18 protein-coding genes are annotated in these 17,163 nt (G+C 69.7%); 13 read left to right on the top strand and 5 right to left on the bottom strand.

From position 1 onward, the window contains the following. The coding region (locus tag A5673_RS28985; protein WP_156747994.1) for a PLP-dependent transferase at positions 1-70 on the top strand (70 nt) is incomplete at its 5' end. A gap of 86 nt (positions 71-156) precedes the next feature. Here A5673_RS28985 and greA read toward each other — a convergent pair. Both greA and A5673_RS07545 read right to left on the bottom strand, forming a co-directional pair. After that, the gene (gene greA / locus A5673_RS07540; protein ID WP_066915156.1) at positions 157-651 is read right to left on the bottom strand and encodes a transcription elongation factor GreA; all 495 of its coding nucleotides are present in this window, start codon (positions 649-651) and stop codon (positions 157-159) included. A 199-nt stretch (positions 652-850) separates the two neighbouring features. Continuing rightward, a complete protein-coding gene (locus tag A5673_RS07545; protein WP_068229314.1) occupies positions 851-1,285 on the bottom strand; it encodes a DUF4307 domain-containing protein in 435 nt (144 codons plus the stop codon). Positions 1,286-1,428: 143 nt separating this feature from the next. Between A5673_RS07545 and mca the strand changes: the two genes are divergently transcribed. Genes mca through A5673_RS07565 form a run of 4 tightly spaced genes read left to right on the top strand, consistent with a single transcriptional unit; the run spans position 1,429 to position 4,999 of the window. Next, positions 1,429-2,301: a mycothiol conjugate amidase Mca gene (gene mca / locus A5673_RS07550; protein ID WP_068229317.1), complete on the top strand. Its 873-nt coding sequence runs from the start codon at positions 1,429-1,431 to the stop codon at positions 2,299-2,301. Beyond that, entirely contained in the window at positions 2,298-2,591 is a 294-nt protein-coding gene (locus tag A5673_RS07555; RefSeq protein ID WP_068229320.1) for a hypothetical protein, read from the top strand. Before mca ends, A5673_RS07555 begins: the two co-directional genes overlap by 4 nt. After that, positions 2,578-4,593: a thioredoxin domain-containing protein gene (locus A5673_RS07560; protein WP_068229323.1), complete on the top strand. Its 2,016-nt coding sequence runs from the start codon at positions 2,578-2,580 to the stop codon at positions 4,591-4,593. Before A5673_RS07555 ends, A5673_RS07560 begins: the two co-directional genes overlap by 14 nt. Before the next feature lie 22 nt (positions 4,594-4,615). Further along, complete coding sequence (locus A5673_RS07565) at positions 4,616-4,999, top strand: nuclear transport factor 2 family protein (protein WP_068229326.1); 384 nt, start codon at positions 4,616-4,618, stop codon at positions 4,997-4,999. Between the two features lie 2 nt (positions 5,000-5,001). Here the strand turns inward: A5673_RS07565 and A5673_RS07570 are convergent, their stop codons facing one another. After that, on the bottom strand, positions 5,002-5,748 hold the full coding sequence (locus A5673_RS07570) for a hemolysin III family protein (protein ID WP_068229328.1): 747 nt from the start codon (positions 5,746-5,748) through the stop codon (positions 5,002-5,004). 150 nt (positions 5,749-5,898) lie between these two features. On the opposite strand from A5673_RS07570, the gene A5673_RS07575 reads away from it, so the two are divergent. From A5673_RS07575 to A5673_RS07585, 3 genes are all read left to right on the top strand, one after another. Beyond that, complete coding sequence (locus A5673_RS07575) at positions 5,899-6,687, top strand: (2Z,6E)-farnesyl diphosphate synthase (protein ID WP_068229330.1); 789 nt, start codon at positions 5,899-5,901, stop codon at positions 6,685-6,687. 149 nt (positions 6,688-6,836) lie between these two features. Further along, positions 6,837-8,207, top strand: coding sequence for a hypothetical protein (locus A5673_RS07580; RefSeq protein WP_068229332.1), 1,371 nt, complete (start codon positions 6,837-6,839; stop codon positions 8,205-8,207). Between the two features lie 212 nt (positions 8,208-8,419). Beyond that, positions 8,420-8,833, top strand: a complete 414-nt coding sequence (locus A5673_RS07585) for a hypothetical protein (protein ID WP_068229333.1) — start codon at positions 8,420-8,422, stop codon at positions 8,831-8,833. Here A5673_RS07585 and coaA read toward each other — a convergent pair whose 3' ends face one another. Further along, positions 8,834-9,772 carry a type I pantothenate kinase gene (coaA, locus tag A5673_RS07590; RefSeq protein WP_066966183.1) on the bottom strand — a complete coding sequence of 313 codons (939 nt, stop codon included), beginning with the start codon at positions 9,770-9,772 and terminating at the stop codon, positions 8,834-8,836. A gap of 115 nt (positions 9,773-9,887) precedes the next feature. On the opposite strand from coaA, the gene glyA reads away from it, so the two are divergent. The 5 genes from glyA to A5673_RS07615 all read left to right on the top strand — a co-directional run bounded on the left by glyA (position 9,888) and on the right by A5673_RS07615 (position 16,197). Continuing rightward, complete coding sequence (gene glyA / locus A5673_RS07595) at positions 9,888-11,168, top strand: serine hydroxymethyltransferase (protein ID WP_068229336.1); 1,281 nt, start codon at positions 9,888-9,890, stop codon at positions 11,166-11,168. 85 nt (positions 11,169-11,253) lie between these two features. Next, positions 11,254-12,081: an acyl-ACP desaturase gene (locus A5673_RS07600; protein ID WP_068229339.1), complete on the top strand. Its 828-nt coding sequence runs from the start codon at positions 11,254-11,256 to the stop codon at positions 12,079-12,081. Positions 12,082-12,334: 253 nt separating this feature from the next. Further along, positions 12,335-13,636 carry a PhoH family protein gene (locus A5673_RS07605; protein WP_068229346.1) on the top strand — a complete coding sequence of 434 codons (1,302 nt, stop codon included), beginning with the start codon at positions 12,335-12,337 and terminating at the stop codon, positions 13,634-13,636. 155 nt (positions 13,637-13,791) lie between these two features. Continuing rightward, the gene (locus A5673_RS07610) at positions 13,792-14,667 is read left to right on the top strand and encodes a polysaccharide deacetylase family protein (protein WP_068229342.1); all 876 of its coding nucleotides are present in this window, start codon (positions 13,792-13,794) and stop codon (positions 14,665-14,667) included. Positions 14,668-14,751: 84 nt separating this feature from the next. After that, a complete protein-coding gene (locus tag A5673_RS07615; RefSeq protein ID WP_068229348.1) occupies positions 14,752-16,197 on the top strand; it encodes an adenylate/guanylate cyclase domain-containing protein in 1,446 nt (481 codons plus the stop codon). On the opposite strand, the gene A5673_RS07620 is transcribed toward A5673_RS07615, so the two are convergent. After that, complete coding sequence (locus tag A5673_RS07620; protein ID WP_068229344.1) at positions 16,181-17,158, bottom strand: hypothetical protein; 978 nt, start codon at positions 17,156-17,158, stop codon at positions 16,181-16,183. The genes A5673_RS07615 and A5673_RS07620 overlap by 17 nt on opposite strands. Positions 17,159-17,163 lie beyond the last annotated feature (5 nt).

Raw genomic sequence — 17,163 nt, forward strand, 5'->3', positions numbered from 1 at the left:
GGTGCGGCTGTCGGTGGGCATCGAGGACGCCGCCGACCTGCTGGCCGACCTGGAACAGGCGCTGGCCTAACGACGCCGAGCGTGCGTGTTTGTACGCGACACGCCGGGCGAGCGCGCACAACTGTGCACGCTTGCGTCGGGAAAGGCTGGGAAAGGCTAGGAGTGGTAGGGCTCCGCGCTGACCAGCGTGACCTCGACGGTGTTGCCGTTGGGCACGGTGTAGCTGCGGGTCTCGCCCACCTTGGCGTCGATCAGGGCGCCGCCCAGCGGTGAGTTCGGCGAGTAGACCTCGAGCTTGCCCTCGTTGACGCCCTCCTGGCGGGTGGCGATCAAGAACGTCTCGCTATCGGACTTGTCGCCGTTGTAGTAGACCTTGACCACCGAACCGGGCAGCGCGACGCCGGACTGCTTGGGCGCCTCGCCGACCTTGGCGTTGTTGAGCAGGTCCTGCAGCTGCCGGATGCGGGCCTCCTGCTGGCCCTGCTCTTCGCGGGCGGCGTGGTAGCCGCCGTTCTCGCGGAGGTCACCCTCCTCGCGGCGGTCGTTGATCTCCGCGGCGATGACCGGACGATTCGCGATCAACTGGTCGAGCTCGGCCTTCAGTCGGTCATGTGACTCCTGAGTCAGCCAGGTCACCTGAGTATCCGTCATCTTGTCGTGCTCCTCGTGTCGGTATGTTGCGCGTACGCGCGTAAGCCTGTGAACCCCGCTGCTTGGGGCTACCGCCGCTCCGTTCTCACGGCCATTAATGCAGCAATACACGGTCCCATAAGGAACCGTGCATTCACCCATGTTACCACCGCGCAAACAATTGATGACCCGATATTCACCGTTCTCGATTGTCGCGCGGTCAGGAGGGTCGCAGGTAGCCGGGCACGTCGGTGCCGCAGCCGTAGATGTCGGCCATCACCGGCGGTTGGGCGGATTTCACCGTCGTGGTCACCTGCACGGTGGCCGCCTCGGAGGGCGGCACCAGCACCTCCCGCCGGCCCGTCTCGCTGCCGTCCTTGGCTTTGACCCGCACGATGCAGTCCACCGGCCGCGACGGGTCGGATCGCGTCACGCTGATCGTTACCGACGCGGTCTCGTTGTCGACCACCCGGTAGCCCGCCAGCGTGCCCGTCACGTCGCTGGTGCCGAGCCGCTGGTAGCCGACGAACGCGACGACGAGGCCGGTCGCGACCACCAGCACGGCCAGGCCGATGACCGCGCGACGCCGGGCGACGCGCGACATTCGAGACCGCCCGTAGCGGGCCTCGGGGCGCGGAAGGGGAGTTTCGGTCATGCCTGGGTATGCCTGCGTGAGTGGGCTGCCGGACGCCTGCCGACAGGATGCAACGATCGGAACTGGAATTATAAGGTCGCTTCTAGCTCTTATAGCTCTTCGGGGGCGACCAGCGAACCGACTCGGACAACTTGAGGGGGCACGTGAGCGAACTGCGGTTGATGGCGGTGCACGCCCACCCCGACGACGAGTCGAGCAAGGGTGCGGCGACCCTCGCGCGCTACGCCGACGAGGGTCACCGCGTGCTGGTGGTGACGTTGACCGGCGGCGAGCGCGGCGAGATCCTCAACCCGGCGATGGACCTGCCCGACGTGCTGGAGCACATGGCGGAGATCCGCCGGGACGAGATGGCGAAGGCGGCCGAGATCCTCGGCGTGGAGCACACCTGGCTGGGTTTCGTCGACTCCGGCCTGCCCCAGGGCGACCCGCCGCCGCCGCTGCCCGACGGGTGCTTCGCGCTGGTGCCGCTCGAGGAACCCGTCGAGGCGCTGGTGCGCGTGATCCGCGAATTCCGCCCGCACGTGATCACCACGTACGACGAGAACGGCGGCTACCCGCACCCCGACCACATTCGCTGCCACCAGGTTTCGGTCGGCGCGTTCGAGGCGGCGGGCGACTACGCCCGCTTCCCGGACGCCGGCGAGCCGTGGACGGTGTCCAAGCTGTACTACAACCACGGCTTCCTGCGCGCGCGGATGCAGCTGCTGCACGACGAGTTCGTCAAGCGCGGCCAAGAGGGGCCGTTCCAAAAGTGGCTCAAGCATTGGGATCCCGAGCACGACCCGTTCGAATCCCGGGTGACGACGCGCGTCGAGTGCTCGGCGTACTTCAGCCAGCGCGACGACGCGTTGCGCGCGCACGCCACCCAGATCGACCCGAACGCCGAATTCTTCGCCGCGCCCATCGAATGGCAGCAAAAGCTGTGGCCGACCGAGGAATTCGAGCTGGCCCGCTCCCGGGTCCCCGTCAAATTCCCCGAGGACGACCTGTTCGCCGGGATCGAGGGCGACGGGTGAATCATTACCTGATCGCGGTGATCGCCGACGGGCGCCACAACCACGGCCCCGATTTCGGCAAGGCCAGCCCAGTTGGCCTGTTGGTGGTTGTGCTGCTGCTGATCGCGACCCTGTTCCTGCTGCGCTCGATGAGCCGGCAACTGAAGAAGGTGCCCAAGACGTTCGACCCCGAACATCCCGAACCCGACCAAGCCGCCGACGAGGGCACCGACACGGTCGACGAAGACCGGCCGCCGGGGCGGCCGAACGGATCCGCGCGGCCGCCAGGACCCGGCGATGAGCCCGGCTGAGTCCGCCGGAGCGAACACCCTTGGGCTGGCCACCAGCCCCTACCTGCGCCAGCACGCGGACAACCCCGTGCATTGGCGGCAGTGGACGCCCCAGGCGCTGGCGGACGCCGCCGCCCGCGACGTGCCGATCCTGCTCTCCATCGGCTACGCCGCCTGCCACTGGTGCCACGTGATGGCCCACGAATCGTTCGAGGACGACGAGGTGGCCGCGGCGATGAACGCGGGATTCGTCTGCATCAAGGTCGACCGCGAGGAGCGGCCGGACCTCGACGCGGTCTACATGAACGCCACCGTCGCGCTCACCGGGCAGGGCGGCTGGCCGATGACCTGTTTCCTGACGCCCGACGGGCGGCCCTTCTTTTGCGGCACGTATTACCCGAAAGAGGGCTTCCTGCAGCTCCTTTCGGCCGTCTCGGCCACCTGGCGGGACCGCCGCGGGGAGGTCGAGGAGGCGTCGGACCGCATCGCCGACGAGCTGCGCAAGATGGTTGCGGCGCTGCCCGGCGGTGGCCCGGACGTGGCGCCGGCCCTGTGCGATCACGCGGTCGCCTCCGTGCTGGGCGACCAGGACACGGCACATGGCGGGTTCGGCGGCGCCCCCAAGTTCCCGCCGTCGGCGCTCCTCGAGGCCCTGCTGCGCAACTACGAGCGCACCGGATCCGCGGCGGCGCTGGAGGCGGTCGCGCGCACCGGCAGCGCGATGGCCCGCGGCGGCATCTACGACCAACTCGCGGGCGGCTTCGCCCGATACAGCGTCGACAACGCCTGGGTGGTACCGCATTTCGAGAAGATGCTGTACGACAACGCGCTGTTGCTTCGCGTGTATGCGCACTGGGCCCGGCGCACCGCAGACCCGCTGGCCCGCCGCGTCGCCACCCAGACCGCCGGGTTCCTGGTCGATGGGCTGACCGACGGTGACATGTTCGTCTCGTCGCTGGATGCCGATACCGAGGGCCGCGAGGGCGCGACCTACGTGTGGACACCGGCGCAGCTGACCGAGGTGCTCGGTGTCGACGACGGCCGTTGGGCCGCAGAGGTTTTCGCCGTCACCCGCACCGGTACGTTCGAACACGGCAGCTCGGTGCTGCAGTTGCCCGCCGATCCGGACGACCCGCAACGGGCCGAACGCGTCCGGGCCGCGCTGCTGGCCGCGCGGCGCACCCGCGCCCAGCCGGGACGCGACGACAAGGTGATCACGTCGTGGAACGGGCTGGCGATCACCGCGCTGGCCGAGGCCAGCGTGGCGCTGGACGAACCCGAACTCGCCATGGCCGCAGGGCGTTGCGCGTCGGCGCTGCTGGACGCCCACGTCGTCGACGGCCGGTTGCGGCGCGCCAGCCTGGGCGGGGTGGTCGGCGACAGCCCGGGCATCCTGGAGGACCACGCGACGCTGGCCACCGGCCTGCTCGCGCTGTACCAGCTGACCGGCGAGGAGCAGTGGCTGGGCGCGGCGACCGGGCTGCTGGACACCGCCCTGCGCCACTTCGCGGACCCGCAGCGGCCCGGTCGCTGGTTCGACACCGCCGACGACGCCGAACAATTGATGCTGCGGCCCGGCGACCCGCTGGACGGCGCGACGCCGTCGGGGGCTTCGTCGGTCACCGAGGCGCTGCTGACCGCCGCGCACCTGGTCGACGGCGAGCGCGCGGAGCGGTACCTGCAGGCCGCGGCCGACTCGCTGGCCGCGCACTCCGTGCTGCTTGCGCGCGCGCCGCGCTCGGCCGGGCACTGGCTGGCCGTCGCCGAATCCGCGGTGCGTGGGCCGCTGCAGATCGCCGTCGCCTGCGACCCCGCGCGGTCGGCGCTGCTGGCCGCCGCGCGCCGGCTGGCGCCCGGCGGTGCGATCGTCGTCGGGGGCGAACGGGACTCCTCGGCGCTGCTGGCCGGGCGGGACCGCGTGGCCGGGGCCGACGCCGCCTACGTGTGCCGCGGCCGGCTGTGCGATCTCCCGGTGACCGGCGCGGCCGAACTGGCAGGCGCCCTGGGTGTTTTGGAGCGGTAGTCCGGCGGTTACCCTGCGTCCCATGCCGAACGCCACCGACAGGGTCCAAGCGATCACCGAGACCGTCAACCGCTACATCGAGCTGATCGCCACCGGCAGCGCCGACGACATCGTCGAGCTGTACGCCGACGACGCGACCGTCGAGGACCCGGTCGGGGGCGAGGTGCACATCGGGCGTCAGGCGATCCGCGGCTTCTACGCCGCGGTCAGCGGCCCCCAGCGCGAATGCGAGCTGGTGACGCTGCGCGTGGCCGGCCACGAGGCGGCCTTCCAGTTCCGGCTGACGGTGACCGCGGGCGAGCACAAGATGGTGATCGAGCCGATCGACGTGATGGTCTTCGACGCCCAGGGCAAGGTCGCCGCGATGAAGGCGTACTGGTCGGCGGCCGACGTGCGGCAGTTATAGCGTCAGGCCGGGTGGCCGACATAGAAGACGGCCAGCCACATGGCGATGTAGTGCAGGATCGCCGCGATCGCCGTCAAGGCATGGAAGAACTCGTGATAGCCGAACGTCTTCGGCCAGGGATCAGGCCACCGCAGCCCGTACAGCAGGCCGCCGATGCTGTAGAACGCGCCGCCGACGGCGAGCAACACCATCGCGGCCACCCCGGCGACGTGGATGATCGTCGGCGCGTACCAGACGGCCACCCACCCCAACAGCAGATACAGCGGCACCCCCACCCATCGCGGCGCCGTCGGCCAACAGACCTTGAGCAGGACGCCCGCCAGTGCGCCGCCCCAGACGATCCACAACACCATGCGCCCGGTCGCGGGCGGCATGGCCAGCATCGCGAACGGCGTGTAGCTGCCGGCGATGAACAGGAAAATCATCGAATGGTCGAGCCGCTTCATGAGCTTGCGGCTCTTGTCCGATTTCCAGTTGACGCGGTGATAGGTGGCGCTGACGGCGAACATCGCCACGGTCGCGATGGCGTAGGCGAACGTCGTCAGCCCGGCGCGGGTGGACGCCACCGCCCACGACACCGACACCAGGGTCGCCCCGCAGACGATCGCCAGCCACGCGGAATAGAAGTGGATCCACCCGCGCATGCGCGGCTTGGTCAGCGCCTCGACGGCACCCTCGACGAGCTGTTCGACGGGATTGCCGGGCGCGATCGCTTCTGCCTCGTGCGGCGTGTCGGTCTGGCTGCTCATGACTCCCTCGGGACTTGATCGCCTCGCATTGCCGATCGCTTCTCTGCCTCAACAGTAGCCGCGGATCGGCACCGCACGCCGTTGGACGTGCGGTGACATCGCGGAATTGCACGCCGGAATTTGGCGCCGGTCACAGTAGTGTGGAGCCTCGTGGAGATCATCCCGCCGCGGCTCAAGGAGCCGTTGTACCGCGTCTACGAGCTGCGGCTGCGGCAGGGTCTGGCGGCCTCCAAATCCGAACTTCCCCGCCACATCGCGGTGCTGTGCGACGGGAACCGCCGGTGGGCGCGCAACGCGGGCTACGACGACGTCAGCTACGGCTACCGGATGGGCGCCGTCAAGATCGCCGAGATGCTGCGGTGGTGCCAGGAGGCGGGCATCGAAATGACCACCGTCTATTTGCTCTCCACCGAGAACCTGCAGCGCGATCCCGACGAGCTGGCCGGGCTCATCGAGATCATCACCGATGTGGTGGAGGAGATCTGCGCGCCGGCCAACCGCTGGAGCGTGCGCACCGTCGGGGACCTCGCGCTGATCGGCGAGGAGCCGGCCCGCCGGCTGCGCGACGCGGTGGAGTCCACCCCGGCCGAAGCGCCCTTCCACGTCAACGTCGCCGTCGGCTACGGCGGCCGGCGGGAGATCGTCGACGCCGTGCGCGCGCTGCTGAGCAAGGAACTGGCCAACGGCGCCACCGCCGAGGAGCTGATCGACGCGGTGACCGTCGACGGCATCTCCGAAAACCTTTACACCTCAGGCCAACCCGACCCCGACCTGGTCATCCGGACCTCCGGTGAGCAGCGGTTGTCGGGATTTTTGCTGTGGCAGAGCGCCTATTCGGAGATGTGGTTCACCGAGGCGCACTGGCCCGCGTTCCGCCGCGTCGATTTCCTGCGCGCGCTGCGCGACTACAGCCAACGGCATCGCCGCCACGGCAAGTAGCGCGCCCCGAGTCCCCTCTTGCGCCGAACGTGCTCTGAGGGCGGGATTTTCTCGATTTTCTCGCCATCAGATCACGCTCGGCGAACCCGAGCGCGGCGCAGCCAGCGCAGCCGGTCGGCACGCATCAGACTCCGTGCCAAACTGGATGCATGGCTGCGCTGTCGGCTGTGGTGTTCGCGCTGAGCGGGTGGCTGGGGTTGTACCTCCTCGCCCGCGACCCGCGTAAGCCGGTGCTGGCGCTGGCGGCGGCGGGATTGTGTGGCTTCGCGTTGGTGGTGGCGCTGGACGCGGTGCGCTCCGTCGACGCCCCGCATCTCGCGCTGCTCGGGCGGCTCGAGATCTACCTGGTGGCCATCCCCAGCGTGGCGTGGTTTGCGGTGCTCGTCGAGCTGTCGCGGCCGGGCGATCACTGGCGGATGCGCACCGGTGAGGTGCTGTTGATCGGTGGCGTCGCGGCGCTCACCTTGTTCGGGGCGGCGATGGCCGGCAGCGTGGAGGGCCCGCTGCGGCCGGGTCACGTGCTGATGATGGCGGTGATCTCCGTATCGACCCTGGGGGCGATGGTCGTTGCGCTGCGCCGGCGCGCCCAACCGACGCCGGTCGCCGGCGTGGTGGTCATGGCGACCCTGTTCTTCGCGCTGGCCAACGCCATCCTGATCATTCCGCTCGGCCTGGTCCCGAGCCGGCTGGCGCTGGCCTCCACGGGTTTCGACGTCCTGGCGCTCGGCGTGGCGGTGGCCCTGTGGGACGCCTTCGACGAGGGTCAGGCGCTGCGCGCCGACATGCTGCGCTCGTTCGTCGGCGGTTCGGCGGTGGCCGTGCTGTTCGGCGGGCAGGCGCTGATCGGGCTGGCCGTGACCCGGCACGAGCCCGCCACGCAGACGGTGCTGACCGTGCTGATGTTCACCACCCTGGCGATCGCCATTGCGGTGCAGGTGCTGGCCGATCCGCTGGCCGGGGTGCTGGACCGGCTGGCGTTCTCCAGGTCGCCCTCGCTGCGCGCCGACCGGGCCGCGCTGCGGCATACCGGGGCGGCGCTGGCGCTGCGTTCGGCCGACCCTCTCCTCGACGTCGACGACGACACCTTCGCCAGGCTCACCCGTCGGGCGCTGGGCCACTACGCCGACCTGACCAAGCTGGTCGCCAGCCCGCTGACCGCGCTGCCCGTGATCGACGAGCGGCTGGCCGCGCGGGGCGCGCCCGATCACCCGGTGGAGCGGGCCAACGAGCTCAAGGCCGTCCTCGCCGACGGGATCGCCCGGCTCAAACCGCGCAACGCGGGCGATTTCGGCACCACCGAGGAATGGCGCTACTACAACGCGCTGTACTTCCCCTACGTCGTCGGCGTGCGCGCGTACGCGCAAAATGCCACCGCCGCAGGACTGGACCCCACCGCCCGGCAGGCGTGGCAATGGCTGGTCACCGAGGTCCCACAGCGCTCGCTGCACAACTGGCAAAACGCGGCCGCCCGGCTGATCGCGGCCGATTTGCGCGGGCGCGTCGCGGTTCCCAGCGACTAGGTCAGCGCCCCGGCAACGGGCGCCCGATCACGCCACCGACCCCACGATTCACGACACGTGTGGAATTGATGGCCAGCGACGGGAATAGCCGGGCGAAATCCCTGGTCCTTCTCCTCGTGGCAGCAGTTGGCAGCGCCACGAGTCGATCTGGCAGTGCCCCGGCGGCACGCTCAAACCAGAACGACCCATCCGCCATCGCGAGGAGTAGTCACATGACCGCAGTTTCCGGTCTTCCCCACCGACCCCTGTACGACGCGACCGATTCGCTGCTGCGTTTCGCCATGCGTGCCGATGCCACGTTGACGGGGCTGTGCGGCTTGGCCGTCGCCTTCTTCGCCGACGAGATCTCGTCGCTGACGGGGCTGACGTCGGGCCAGCAGTACGCGCTGGGCGCCTTCTTCGTGCTCGCCGGCTTTGCCGTGTTCACCCTCGCGGCGGCGCCCAACCTGCGGCGCGTCGGGATCGGCATCGTCGCGGCGAACGTCGTCTTCACGCTGGCCGCGATCCTGGCCGCCGAGGCCTGGCCCATGACGGCCACCGGGGTGGCCGCGACGCTGGCCACGGGCGTCTACACCGCGGCGTTCGCCGGTTTGCAGTACCTGGGAGTGCGCCGCCTCGCGGCCTAGCTACAGCTTGCGCAGCCGGAGCCGGTTGATCGAGTGGTCGGCGTCCTTGCGCAGCACCAGGGTGGCGCGGGGGCGGGTCGGCAGGATGTTCTCGACCAGGTTGGGCCGGTTGATCGACCGCCAGATCTCGCGCGCCGCGGCGACGGCCTTGGTGTCGTTCAGGGCCGAATAGTGGTGGAAGTGCGATTCCGGGTCGGCGAAGGCGGTGCCCCGCAGCGACAGGAACCGGGACACGTACCACTGCTCGATGTCCTCGATCCGGGCGTCGACATACAGGGAGAAGTCGAACAGGTCCGACACCATCAGCGTCGGCCCGGTCTGCAGGACGTTGAGGCCCTCCAGGATCAGGATGTCGGGATGGCGCACGACGTGCTTGGCGCCGGGGATGATGTCGTACTTCAGGTGCGAATACACCGGCGCGCACGCATAGTCGGCGCCGGACTTGACCGATGTGACGAACCGCATCAGCGCCCGGCGGTTGTAGCTTTCCGGAAAGCCCTTGCGGTGCATCAGGTTTCGCCGGTCCAGCTCGGCGTTCGGATAGAGGAAGCCGTCGGTGGTCACCAGGTCCACGCGGGGGTGGGGATCCCAGCGGGCCAGCAGCGCCTGCAACACACGGGCGGTCGTCGATTTGCCGACGGCGACGCTGCCGGCCACCCCGATGACGAACGGCACCGGCCGGTCCGGGTTTTGCTGCGGTTCGCCGAGGAACTCCGCGGTGGCGGCGAACAGCCGCTGGCGGGCGGCGACCTGAAGATGGATGAGCCGGGCCAGCGGCAGGTAGACCTCTTCGACCTCCAGCAGGTCGATCTGCTCGCCGAGACCGCGCAGGCCGACCAGTTCCTCTTCGGTGAGGGCCAGCGGCGTCGACATACGGAGCGCACGCCATTGCTTCCGGTCGAACTCCACATACGGGCTCGGCTCGCTAAGCCGCGGCATGGTGCCAAGTGTTGCAGGGGCGGACGCGCGCCCGACGGCTGGGCTGGCTAAAACCGCGCTGGATAGACTGGCGCCCGTGACTGCCGCACCTGATGCCCGACCCACCGCGTCCGTGATGTCGGCCCCGCTCGCCGAGGTCGACCCCGACATCGCCGAGCTGCTCGACAAGGAATTGCACCGGCAACGGGACACCCTGGAGATGATCGCCTCGGAGAACTTCGTGCCCCGCTCGGTGCTGCAGGCCCAGGGCAGCGTCCTGACCAACAAGTACGCCGAGGGATTGCCGGGCCGGCGCTACTACGGCGGCTGCGAGCACGTCGACGTCGTGGAGAACATCGCCCGCGACCGGGCCAAGGCGTTGTTCGGCGCGGAGTTCGCCAACGTGCAGCCGCATTCCGGTGCCCAGGCCAACGCCGCGGTGCTGCACGCCCTGATGTCGCCCGGCGAGCATTTGCTCGGCCTGGACCTGGCCAACGGCGGCCACCTCACCCACGGCATGAAGCTGAACTTCTCCGGGAAGCTTTACGACGCCGGCTTCTACGGCGTGGACCCGAAGACCCACCTGGTCGACATGGACGCCGTGCGGGCCCGGGCGCTCGAGTTCCGCCCCAAGGTGATCATCGCCGGCTGGTCGGCCTACCCGCGGACGCTCGACTTCGCCGCGTTCGCCTCGATCGCCGACGAGGTCGGCGCCAAGCTGTGGGTGGACATGGCGCACTTCGCCGGCCTGGTCGCGGTGGGCCTGCACCCGTCGCCGGTGCCGCACGCCGACGTCGTGTCCACCACCGTGCACAAGACGCTCGGCGGCGCCCGCTCGGGCATGATCCTGGGCAAGCAGGAATACGCCAAGGCCATCAACTCGGCGGTGTTCCCCGGCCAGCAGGGCGGGCCGCTGATGCACGTGATCGCGGGCAAGGCGGTCGCGCTCAAGATCGCCACCACCCCCGAGTTCGCCGACCGCCAGCAGCGCACGCTGTCCGGCGCCCGCATCGTCGCCGACCGGCTGCTGGGCGCCGACGTCGCCAAGGCCGGCGTCTCCGTCGTCAGCGGCGGCACCGACGTGCACCTGGTGCTCGTCGACCTGCGCGACTCGCCGTTGGACGGCAAGGCCGCCGAGGATCTGCTGCACGAGGTCGGCATCACCGTGAACCGCAACGCCGTCCCGAACGACCCGCGGCCCCCGATGGTGACGTCGGGCCTGCGGGTGGGCACGCCGGCGCTGGCCACCCGCGGCTTCGGGGACGCCGAATTCGCCGAGGTCGCCGACATCATCGCCACCGCCTTGGCGGGCGGCGCGTCCGCGGACGTGTCGGCGCTGCGGCAGCGGGTGACGCGGCTGGCCAGCGATTTCCCCCTCTACGAGGGGCTGGAAAGCTGGACGCTGGTCGACCGCTGACCGGCGCAGGGACCAAAGTCACCAATCGGCGCCGACACGCGCCAACAATTTCACAGAACCTGTACCTACGAGTTACAGTAACCGCATGGCACAGAAACCTGTTCCTAACGCACTGACCCTCGAACTCGAGCCGGTGGTCGAGCGGCTCATGGACGACCACCTCAACACCGAGGACCTCTGGTTCGCCCACGACTACGTGCCCTTCGATCAGGGCGAGAACTTCGCGTTCCTGGGCGGGCGCGACTGGGACCCGTCCCAGACGACGCTGCCGCGGACCATCACGGACGCCTGCGAGATCCTGCTGCTGCTCAAGGACAACCTCGCCGGCCACCACCGCGAGCTCGTCGAGCACTTCATCCTCGAGGAGTGGTGGGGCCGCTGGCTGGGCCGGTGGACCGCCGAGGAGCACCTGCACGCCATCGCGCTGCGCGAGTACCTGGTGGTGACCCGCGAGGTCGACCCCACCGCCAACGAGGAGGCCCGCGTCCAGTACGTGATGAAGGGCTACCGCGCCGACACCTACAGCCAGGTCGAGACCCTCGTCTACATGGCGTTGACCGAGCGCACCCACGCCGTGTTCTGCCGCAACCTGGCCGCCCAGATCGAGGAGCCGGTGCTGGCCGGCCTCATCGACCGGATCCGCAGGGACGAAGAGCGTCACGAGCACATGTTCGCCAGCCTCGTCGCGCACTGCCTGGACTACACCCGCGACGAGACGATCGCGGCGATCGCCGCGCGGGCGGCGGACCTTCAGGTCGTGGGCGCCGACATCGATGCCTACGCGGACAAGGTGCAAAGCGCGGCCGACGCGGGCATCTTCACCCCCGGGGACTTGCGGCAGGCGATCGCCGACCGCATCGCCGACTGGGGCGTGGCCGACGAGCCCGCGCTCAAGCAATTCGCCGGCGGTTAAGCCGATCTTCACCGAAACCCGGCCGCGTGCCCGCGGCCGGTTTTTGGTGTCGCCGTGTCGGTCTCGGCGCGCCTGCCCGGCGGCCGAGCGGCCACGAGAGTAGCGTCGTTGTCGATGGCCAGCGACATGCTTTGCTGCCAGGGCGGCACCTCCCGTCACGACAAGGGCAGGACCGGCCCCGGTCCTGGTGCTGCGGCTCCCGCCGACATGCCTGTGCGGGTCCGCGCGGGCTTACCCGCTCGAGGAGCGCTTCGTGACCGATCTCCGGACCTATGTGCTCGACACCTCCGTGCTGCTGTCCGACCCGTGGGCGTGCAGCCGGTTCGCCGAACACGAGGTGGTGGTGCCGCTGGTGGTGATCAGCGAGCTGGAGGCCAAACGCCACCACCACGAACTGGGCTGGTTCGCCCGTCAGGCACTGCGCCTGTTCGATGATCTTCGGCTCGAGCACGGACGGCTGGATCAGCCGATTCCCGTTGGGACACAAGGCGGTTCGCTTCACGTTGAACTGAACCATACCGACCCGTCGGTGCTGCCCGCGGGCTTTCGCACCGACAGCAACGACTCCCGGATCCTGAGCTGCGCCGCCAACCTCGCCGCCGAGGGCAAGCGAGTTACGTTGGTCAGCAAGGACATTCCGCTGCGGGTGAAGGCCGCCGCGGTGGGACTGAGCGCCGACGAATACCACGCGCAGGACGTCGTGGCGTCCGGGTGGTCGGGGATGCGCGAGATCGAGACGGCCACCGAGGACATCGACGCGCTGTTCGCCGACGGCGAGATCGACCTCGCCGAGGCCCGGGACCTGCCCTGCCACACGGGGATTCGACTGTTGGGCGGCAGCTCGCACGCGCTGGGGCGGGTCACCCCGGCCAAACGCGTGCAGCTGGTCCGCGGCGACCGCGAGGTGTTCGGGCTGCGTGGCCGGTCCGCCGAACAGCGGGTGGCACTCGACCTGCTGCTGGACGAGTCGGTGGGCATCGTGTCGCTGGGCGGCAAGGCCGGCACCGGCAAGTCGGCGCTGGCGCTGTGCGCGGGTCTCGAGGCGGTGCTCGAACGGCGCACCCACCGCAAGGTGGTGGTGTTCCGCCCGCTGTATGCCGTCGGCGGCCAGGAGCTGGGCTACCTGCCCGGCAGCGAGAGCGAAAAGATGGGCCCGTGGGCGCAGGCCGTCTTCGACACGCTCGAGGGGCTGGCCAGCCCGGCGGTGCTCGAGGAGGTGCTGTCCCGGGGCATGCTCGAGGTGCTGCCGCTGACCCACATCCGGGGTCGCTCGCTGCACGACTCGTTCGTCATCGTCGACGAGGCGCAATCGCTGGAGCGCAACGTGCTGCTGACCGTGCTGTCCCGGTTGGGGACCGGCTCCCGGGTGGTGCTGACCCACGACATCGCCCAGCGGGACAACCTGCGCGTCGGCCGCCACGACGGGGTCGCGGCGGTGATCGAGAAGCTCAAGGGGCACCCGCTGTTCGCCCACATCACCCTGCTGCGCAGCGAGCGGTCGCCGATCGCCGCGCTGGTCACCGAGATGCTCGAGGAGATCGCCGGGCCGCACTGACGGGCCCCCTCCTTGCCATTGCGGGTGAGTCCTTGGTTTTGCGTGTGAATACACGGCGGGAAAATCGGGCAAATCCCGCGCTGAGGCAACACTGAAAGCCCTCAGTGCACACTCGGCGCCGGGGTCGCGCACCCGGCGTTCGGTAAACTTCCTGGGTGCCGAAACGACCCGACAGCCAGGCCTGGCGCTACTGGCGGACCGTTCTCGGCGTCGTCGCCGCCGCCGCGGTGCTGGTGATCGGCTCCCTGACCGGGCACGTGACGCGGGCCGACAACCTCAGCTGTTCGGTGGTCAAGTGCGTGGCGTTCACCTTCGACGACGGGCCCGGGCCCTACACCGACCGGCTGCTGCAGGTCCTCAAGGACGCCGACGCCAAGGCCACATTCTTTTTGATCGGCAACAAGGTGGCCGCCAACCCGGCGGGCGCCAAGCGCGTCGCCGACGCCGGGATGGAGTTCGGCAACCACACCTGGGAACACCCCAACATGACCACGATCCCGCCCGAGGACATCGCCGGTCAGTTCTCCCGGAGCAACGACGCGATCACCGCCGCCACCGGCCGGGCCCCGTCGCTGTGGCGCCCCGCCGGCGGGCTGTCGAACGACCTCGTCCGCCAGACCGCGGGAAAGTTCGGCCTTGCCGAAATCCTGTGGGATGTCATCCCTTTCGACTGGATCAACGACTCCAACACGGCCGCGACGCGCTACATGCTGATGACCTACATCAAGCCCGGGTCGGTGGTGCTGTTCCATGACACCTACTCGAGCACCGTCGACCTGGTGTACCAGTTCATCCCGGTGCTCAAGGCCAACGGCTACCGGCTGGTGACGGTCACCGAACTGCTGGGGGCTCGGGCGCCCGGCAGCACCTACGGCGGCCGGGACAACGGCCCGCCCGCCAACCAGCTGCACGACATTCCGGCCAGCGAGATTCCCGCCCTGCCCAACACGTCCTCGCCCAAGCCGATGCCCAACTTCCCGATCACCGACATCCCGGGCCAGAACTCGGGCGGCCCCAACAACGGCGCCTAGGTGATCAGGCCGGGCTGGTTGCGGGCTGCGCCGGCGGGGCGGCGAAAGTCCGCGCGCAGGTTGACGATTGACTACGCGACCGACCTGTCGCTGGCTTACGTCATCGCCGTCATCGATGCGGCGGCCATCCTGATCCCGTTGCGGGGACACACCTCCGTCGCCGCCAACGTCGACTTCGCGGAGAAGAACACGGCGGTGGTGCTGGTGCTCGTTGCGCTGGGGATCGTCGGTGTCGCCGCAGCCGGAGCGGTGACCCTGCGTCCGACGCTGCGCTGGTATGTCGCCGGGGCCGAACCGACTCAGCAGCAACGGGAAGCCGCAATGAAGATCGTCGGTCGCCAGTCGGTGATCCTGTTGGTGGCCTGGGGCGTTGCCGGGGCGATCTTCGCGCTGCTGAATCTCGCCGGTGGGTCTCAGTTTCTACTGCCGATTCTGCTGGGCATGCTGCTGGGTGGACCGGCCGCCGCCGGTATGGGGATGCTGCTTGCACAACGCACGTTGCGCCCCATCATGGGCGCCGCCACGCTCGGCCTCGAGCCTCGACTGGCGGTACCCGGTGTGCTTGCGCGACTGGTCTTGCTCTGGTTCTTGTGCAGCGCGTTGCCGATCGGTGTGATTGCCGCCCTGGTGGTGCTGCGCTCGTATGGCTGGCTGATTCAGAAGTCCACGTCGTTGGATGTGCCCCTGCTGGTGGTGTCGCTGGCCGCACTGCTGCTCGGGCTGCCGACGATGATCCTGACGTCGCGATCCATTTCGGATCCCCTCGACGAGGTCGTCGATGCGATGGCGGAGGTCGAACGCGGCCGCATCGGAACATTCGTCGGAGCCTACGAACGCTCCCAAATCGGCCGTCTGCAAACGGGTTTCAACCGAATGGTGGCCGGGCTCGCCGAGCGGGACCGGTTGCGCGACCTGTTCGGGCGCCACGTCGGAGCCGACGTCGCGCAGCGCGCCATCCAGGAGGGCGCCTCCCTGTCGGGGGACGTGGTCGACGCGGCCGTGCTTTTCATCGACCTGGTGGGTTCGACGCGGCTCGCGGAAAGCCGTCCGCCGCAAGAGGTTGCCCGGGTGCTCAACGACTTCTTCCGGATCGTCGTCGACGCCGTCGACGAACATCAGGGGCTGATCAACAAATTCGCCGGCGACGCCGCGCTGGCGGTTTTCGGGGCGCCCCTGCGGTCGGCCGATCCGGCGGCGGCGGCGCTGGCGACGGCGCGCGCGCTGGGCACCCAGCTGCGCCGGCTACCGGTGGTCGACTTCGGGATCGGCGTCTCGGCGGGCCGCGTCTTCGCCGGCAACGTCGGCGCCGAAAACCGGTATGAATACACGGTCATCGGCGACGCCGTCAACGAGGCCGCGCGGCTGGCCGACCTCGCCAAGACCTCCGACCGGCGGATCCTGTGTTCGGCGGCGGCCATCGACGGCGCCGACGACGCCGAGCGGGCGCACTGGGCCGAATGCTATTCCACCGTGCTGCGCGGGCGCTCGGAGGCCACGCACGTCTCCGCGCCGGCTACTTCTTTACCTTGAGAGCCGCGACAACCCCGTTGATGATCCCCGCCGAACCGGCGTCGCCGATGGGCGTCGCGCCCAAGAAGATGGTGACCGGCTTGGTGTCGACCGCGATGATGACCAGCGAGTCGCCCTTCACGTTGCGCGCCGGATCGGCGATCGTGACGTCGGCGTCCACCCGGGCGGCCTTGACCCCGTCGACCGTGATCGACGACGTCTTCGTCGGGCCGAGGGTGGGCGTCGCGTTGGCGTAGCCGGGCCCGTTGGCCACGCAGTTCACCAACTTCGATGCCTGCGCGGCGACGTCCATGCTGGGCACGAAGTTGGTGATGCCGACCTCCGCCTGCATCATCCACTGACTGGCATTGGGTACCTCGGCCCCGACGCCCACGGCGCCGATCAGGTTGGGGGTCTGGTCGTCGGAGAAGCCTTGCCAGCCGGGCGTCGCGCTGACCGGGAACGACAGCTTGCCCGCGCTGACCGTGTCGCCGACGGGCTTGTCACCGCCGGACACGTTGGGCGTGCAACCCGTCGCCGTCTGCTGGGAATTGCCCGGCTGCGACGAGGGGGCGCTGGTCGACGAGGGGGCCGTCGAGGGCGCCGCCCTGTTCGGCTTGTTTCCGCTGCCCAGCCCGATCACCACGAGCACCACCAGCACGATGACGGCCAGCACCGCCAGGCCGCCGACGATCAGCCACGGCGCCTTGGAGCGCGGCCCGCGCGGCGGCGGACCCGGCGGGTACGGGCCGCCCGGCCAGCCGGGCGGCACCTGCTGACCGGGTGGGAGATACGGCGGCGGCGCATACTGCCCGCCGCCCGGCGGCGGGTACGGGTAACCGGCCGGCGGCGGCCCGCCCGGGGGCGGGGCGCTCGGGGGGTAACCGCCGCCCTGCGGCGGGCCGCCCCAGTAGGGTCCCTGCCCATAGGGATTGGCCCCGTAGGGATCCTGACCGTAGGGCCCGCCCGGGGGAGCCGTCATCGCGC

It is taken from the genome of Mycobacterium sp. E3198 (assembly GCF_001667015.1).
GTDB lineage: Bacteria > Actinomycetota > Actinomycetes > Mycobacteriales > Mycobacteriaceae > Mycobacterium.

Coding starts and splice junctions, on each gene's coding strand:
- A5673_RS07570 (WP_068229328.1), bottom strand. CDS start 5,748: ATGAGCAGCCAGACCGACACGCCGCACGAGGCAGAAGCGATCGCGCCC.
- A5673_RS07545 (WP_068229314.1), bottom strand. CDS start 1,285: ATGACCGAAACTCCCCTTCCGCGCCCCGAGGCCCGCTACGGGCGGTCT.
- A5673_RS07585 (WP_068229333.1), top strand. CDS start 8,420: ATGACCGCAGTTTCCGGTCTTCCCCACCGACCCCTGTACGACGCGACC.
- glyA (WP_068229336.1), top strand. CDS start 9,888: ATGTCGGCCCCGCTCGCCGAGGTCGACCCCGACATCGCCGAGCTGCTC.
- A5673_RS07565 (WP_068229326.1), top strand. CDS start 4,616: ATGCCGAACGCCACCGACAGGGTCCAAGCGATCACCGAGACCGTCAAC.
- coaA (WP_066966183.1), bottom strand. CDS start 9,772: ATGCCGCGGCTTAGCGAGCCGAGCCCGTATGTGGAGTTCGACCGGAAG.
- A5673_RS07600 (WP_068229339.1), top strand. CDS start 11,254: ATGGCACAGAAACCTGTTCCTAACGCACTGACCCTCGAACTCGAGCCG.
- A5673_RS07620 (WP_068229344.1), bottom strand. CDS start 17,158: ATGACGGCTCCCCCGGGCGGGCCCTACGGTCAGGATCCCTACGGGGCC.
- A5673_RS07560 (WP_068229323.1), top strand. CDS start 2,578: ATGAGCCCGGCTGAGTCCGCCGGAGCGAACACCCTTGGGCTGGCCACC.
- A5673_RS07580 (WP_068229332.1), top strand. CDS start 6,837: ATGGCTGCGCTGTCGGCTGTGGTGTTCGCGCTGAGCGGGTGGCTGGGG.
- greA (WP_066915156.1), bottom strand. CDS start 651: ATGACGGATACTCAGGTGACCTGGCTGACTCAGGAGTCACATGACCGA.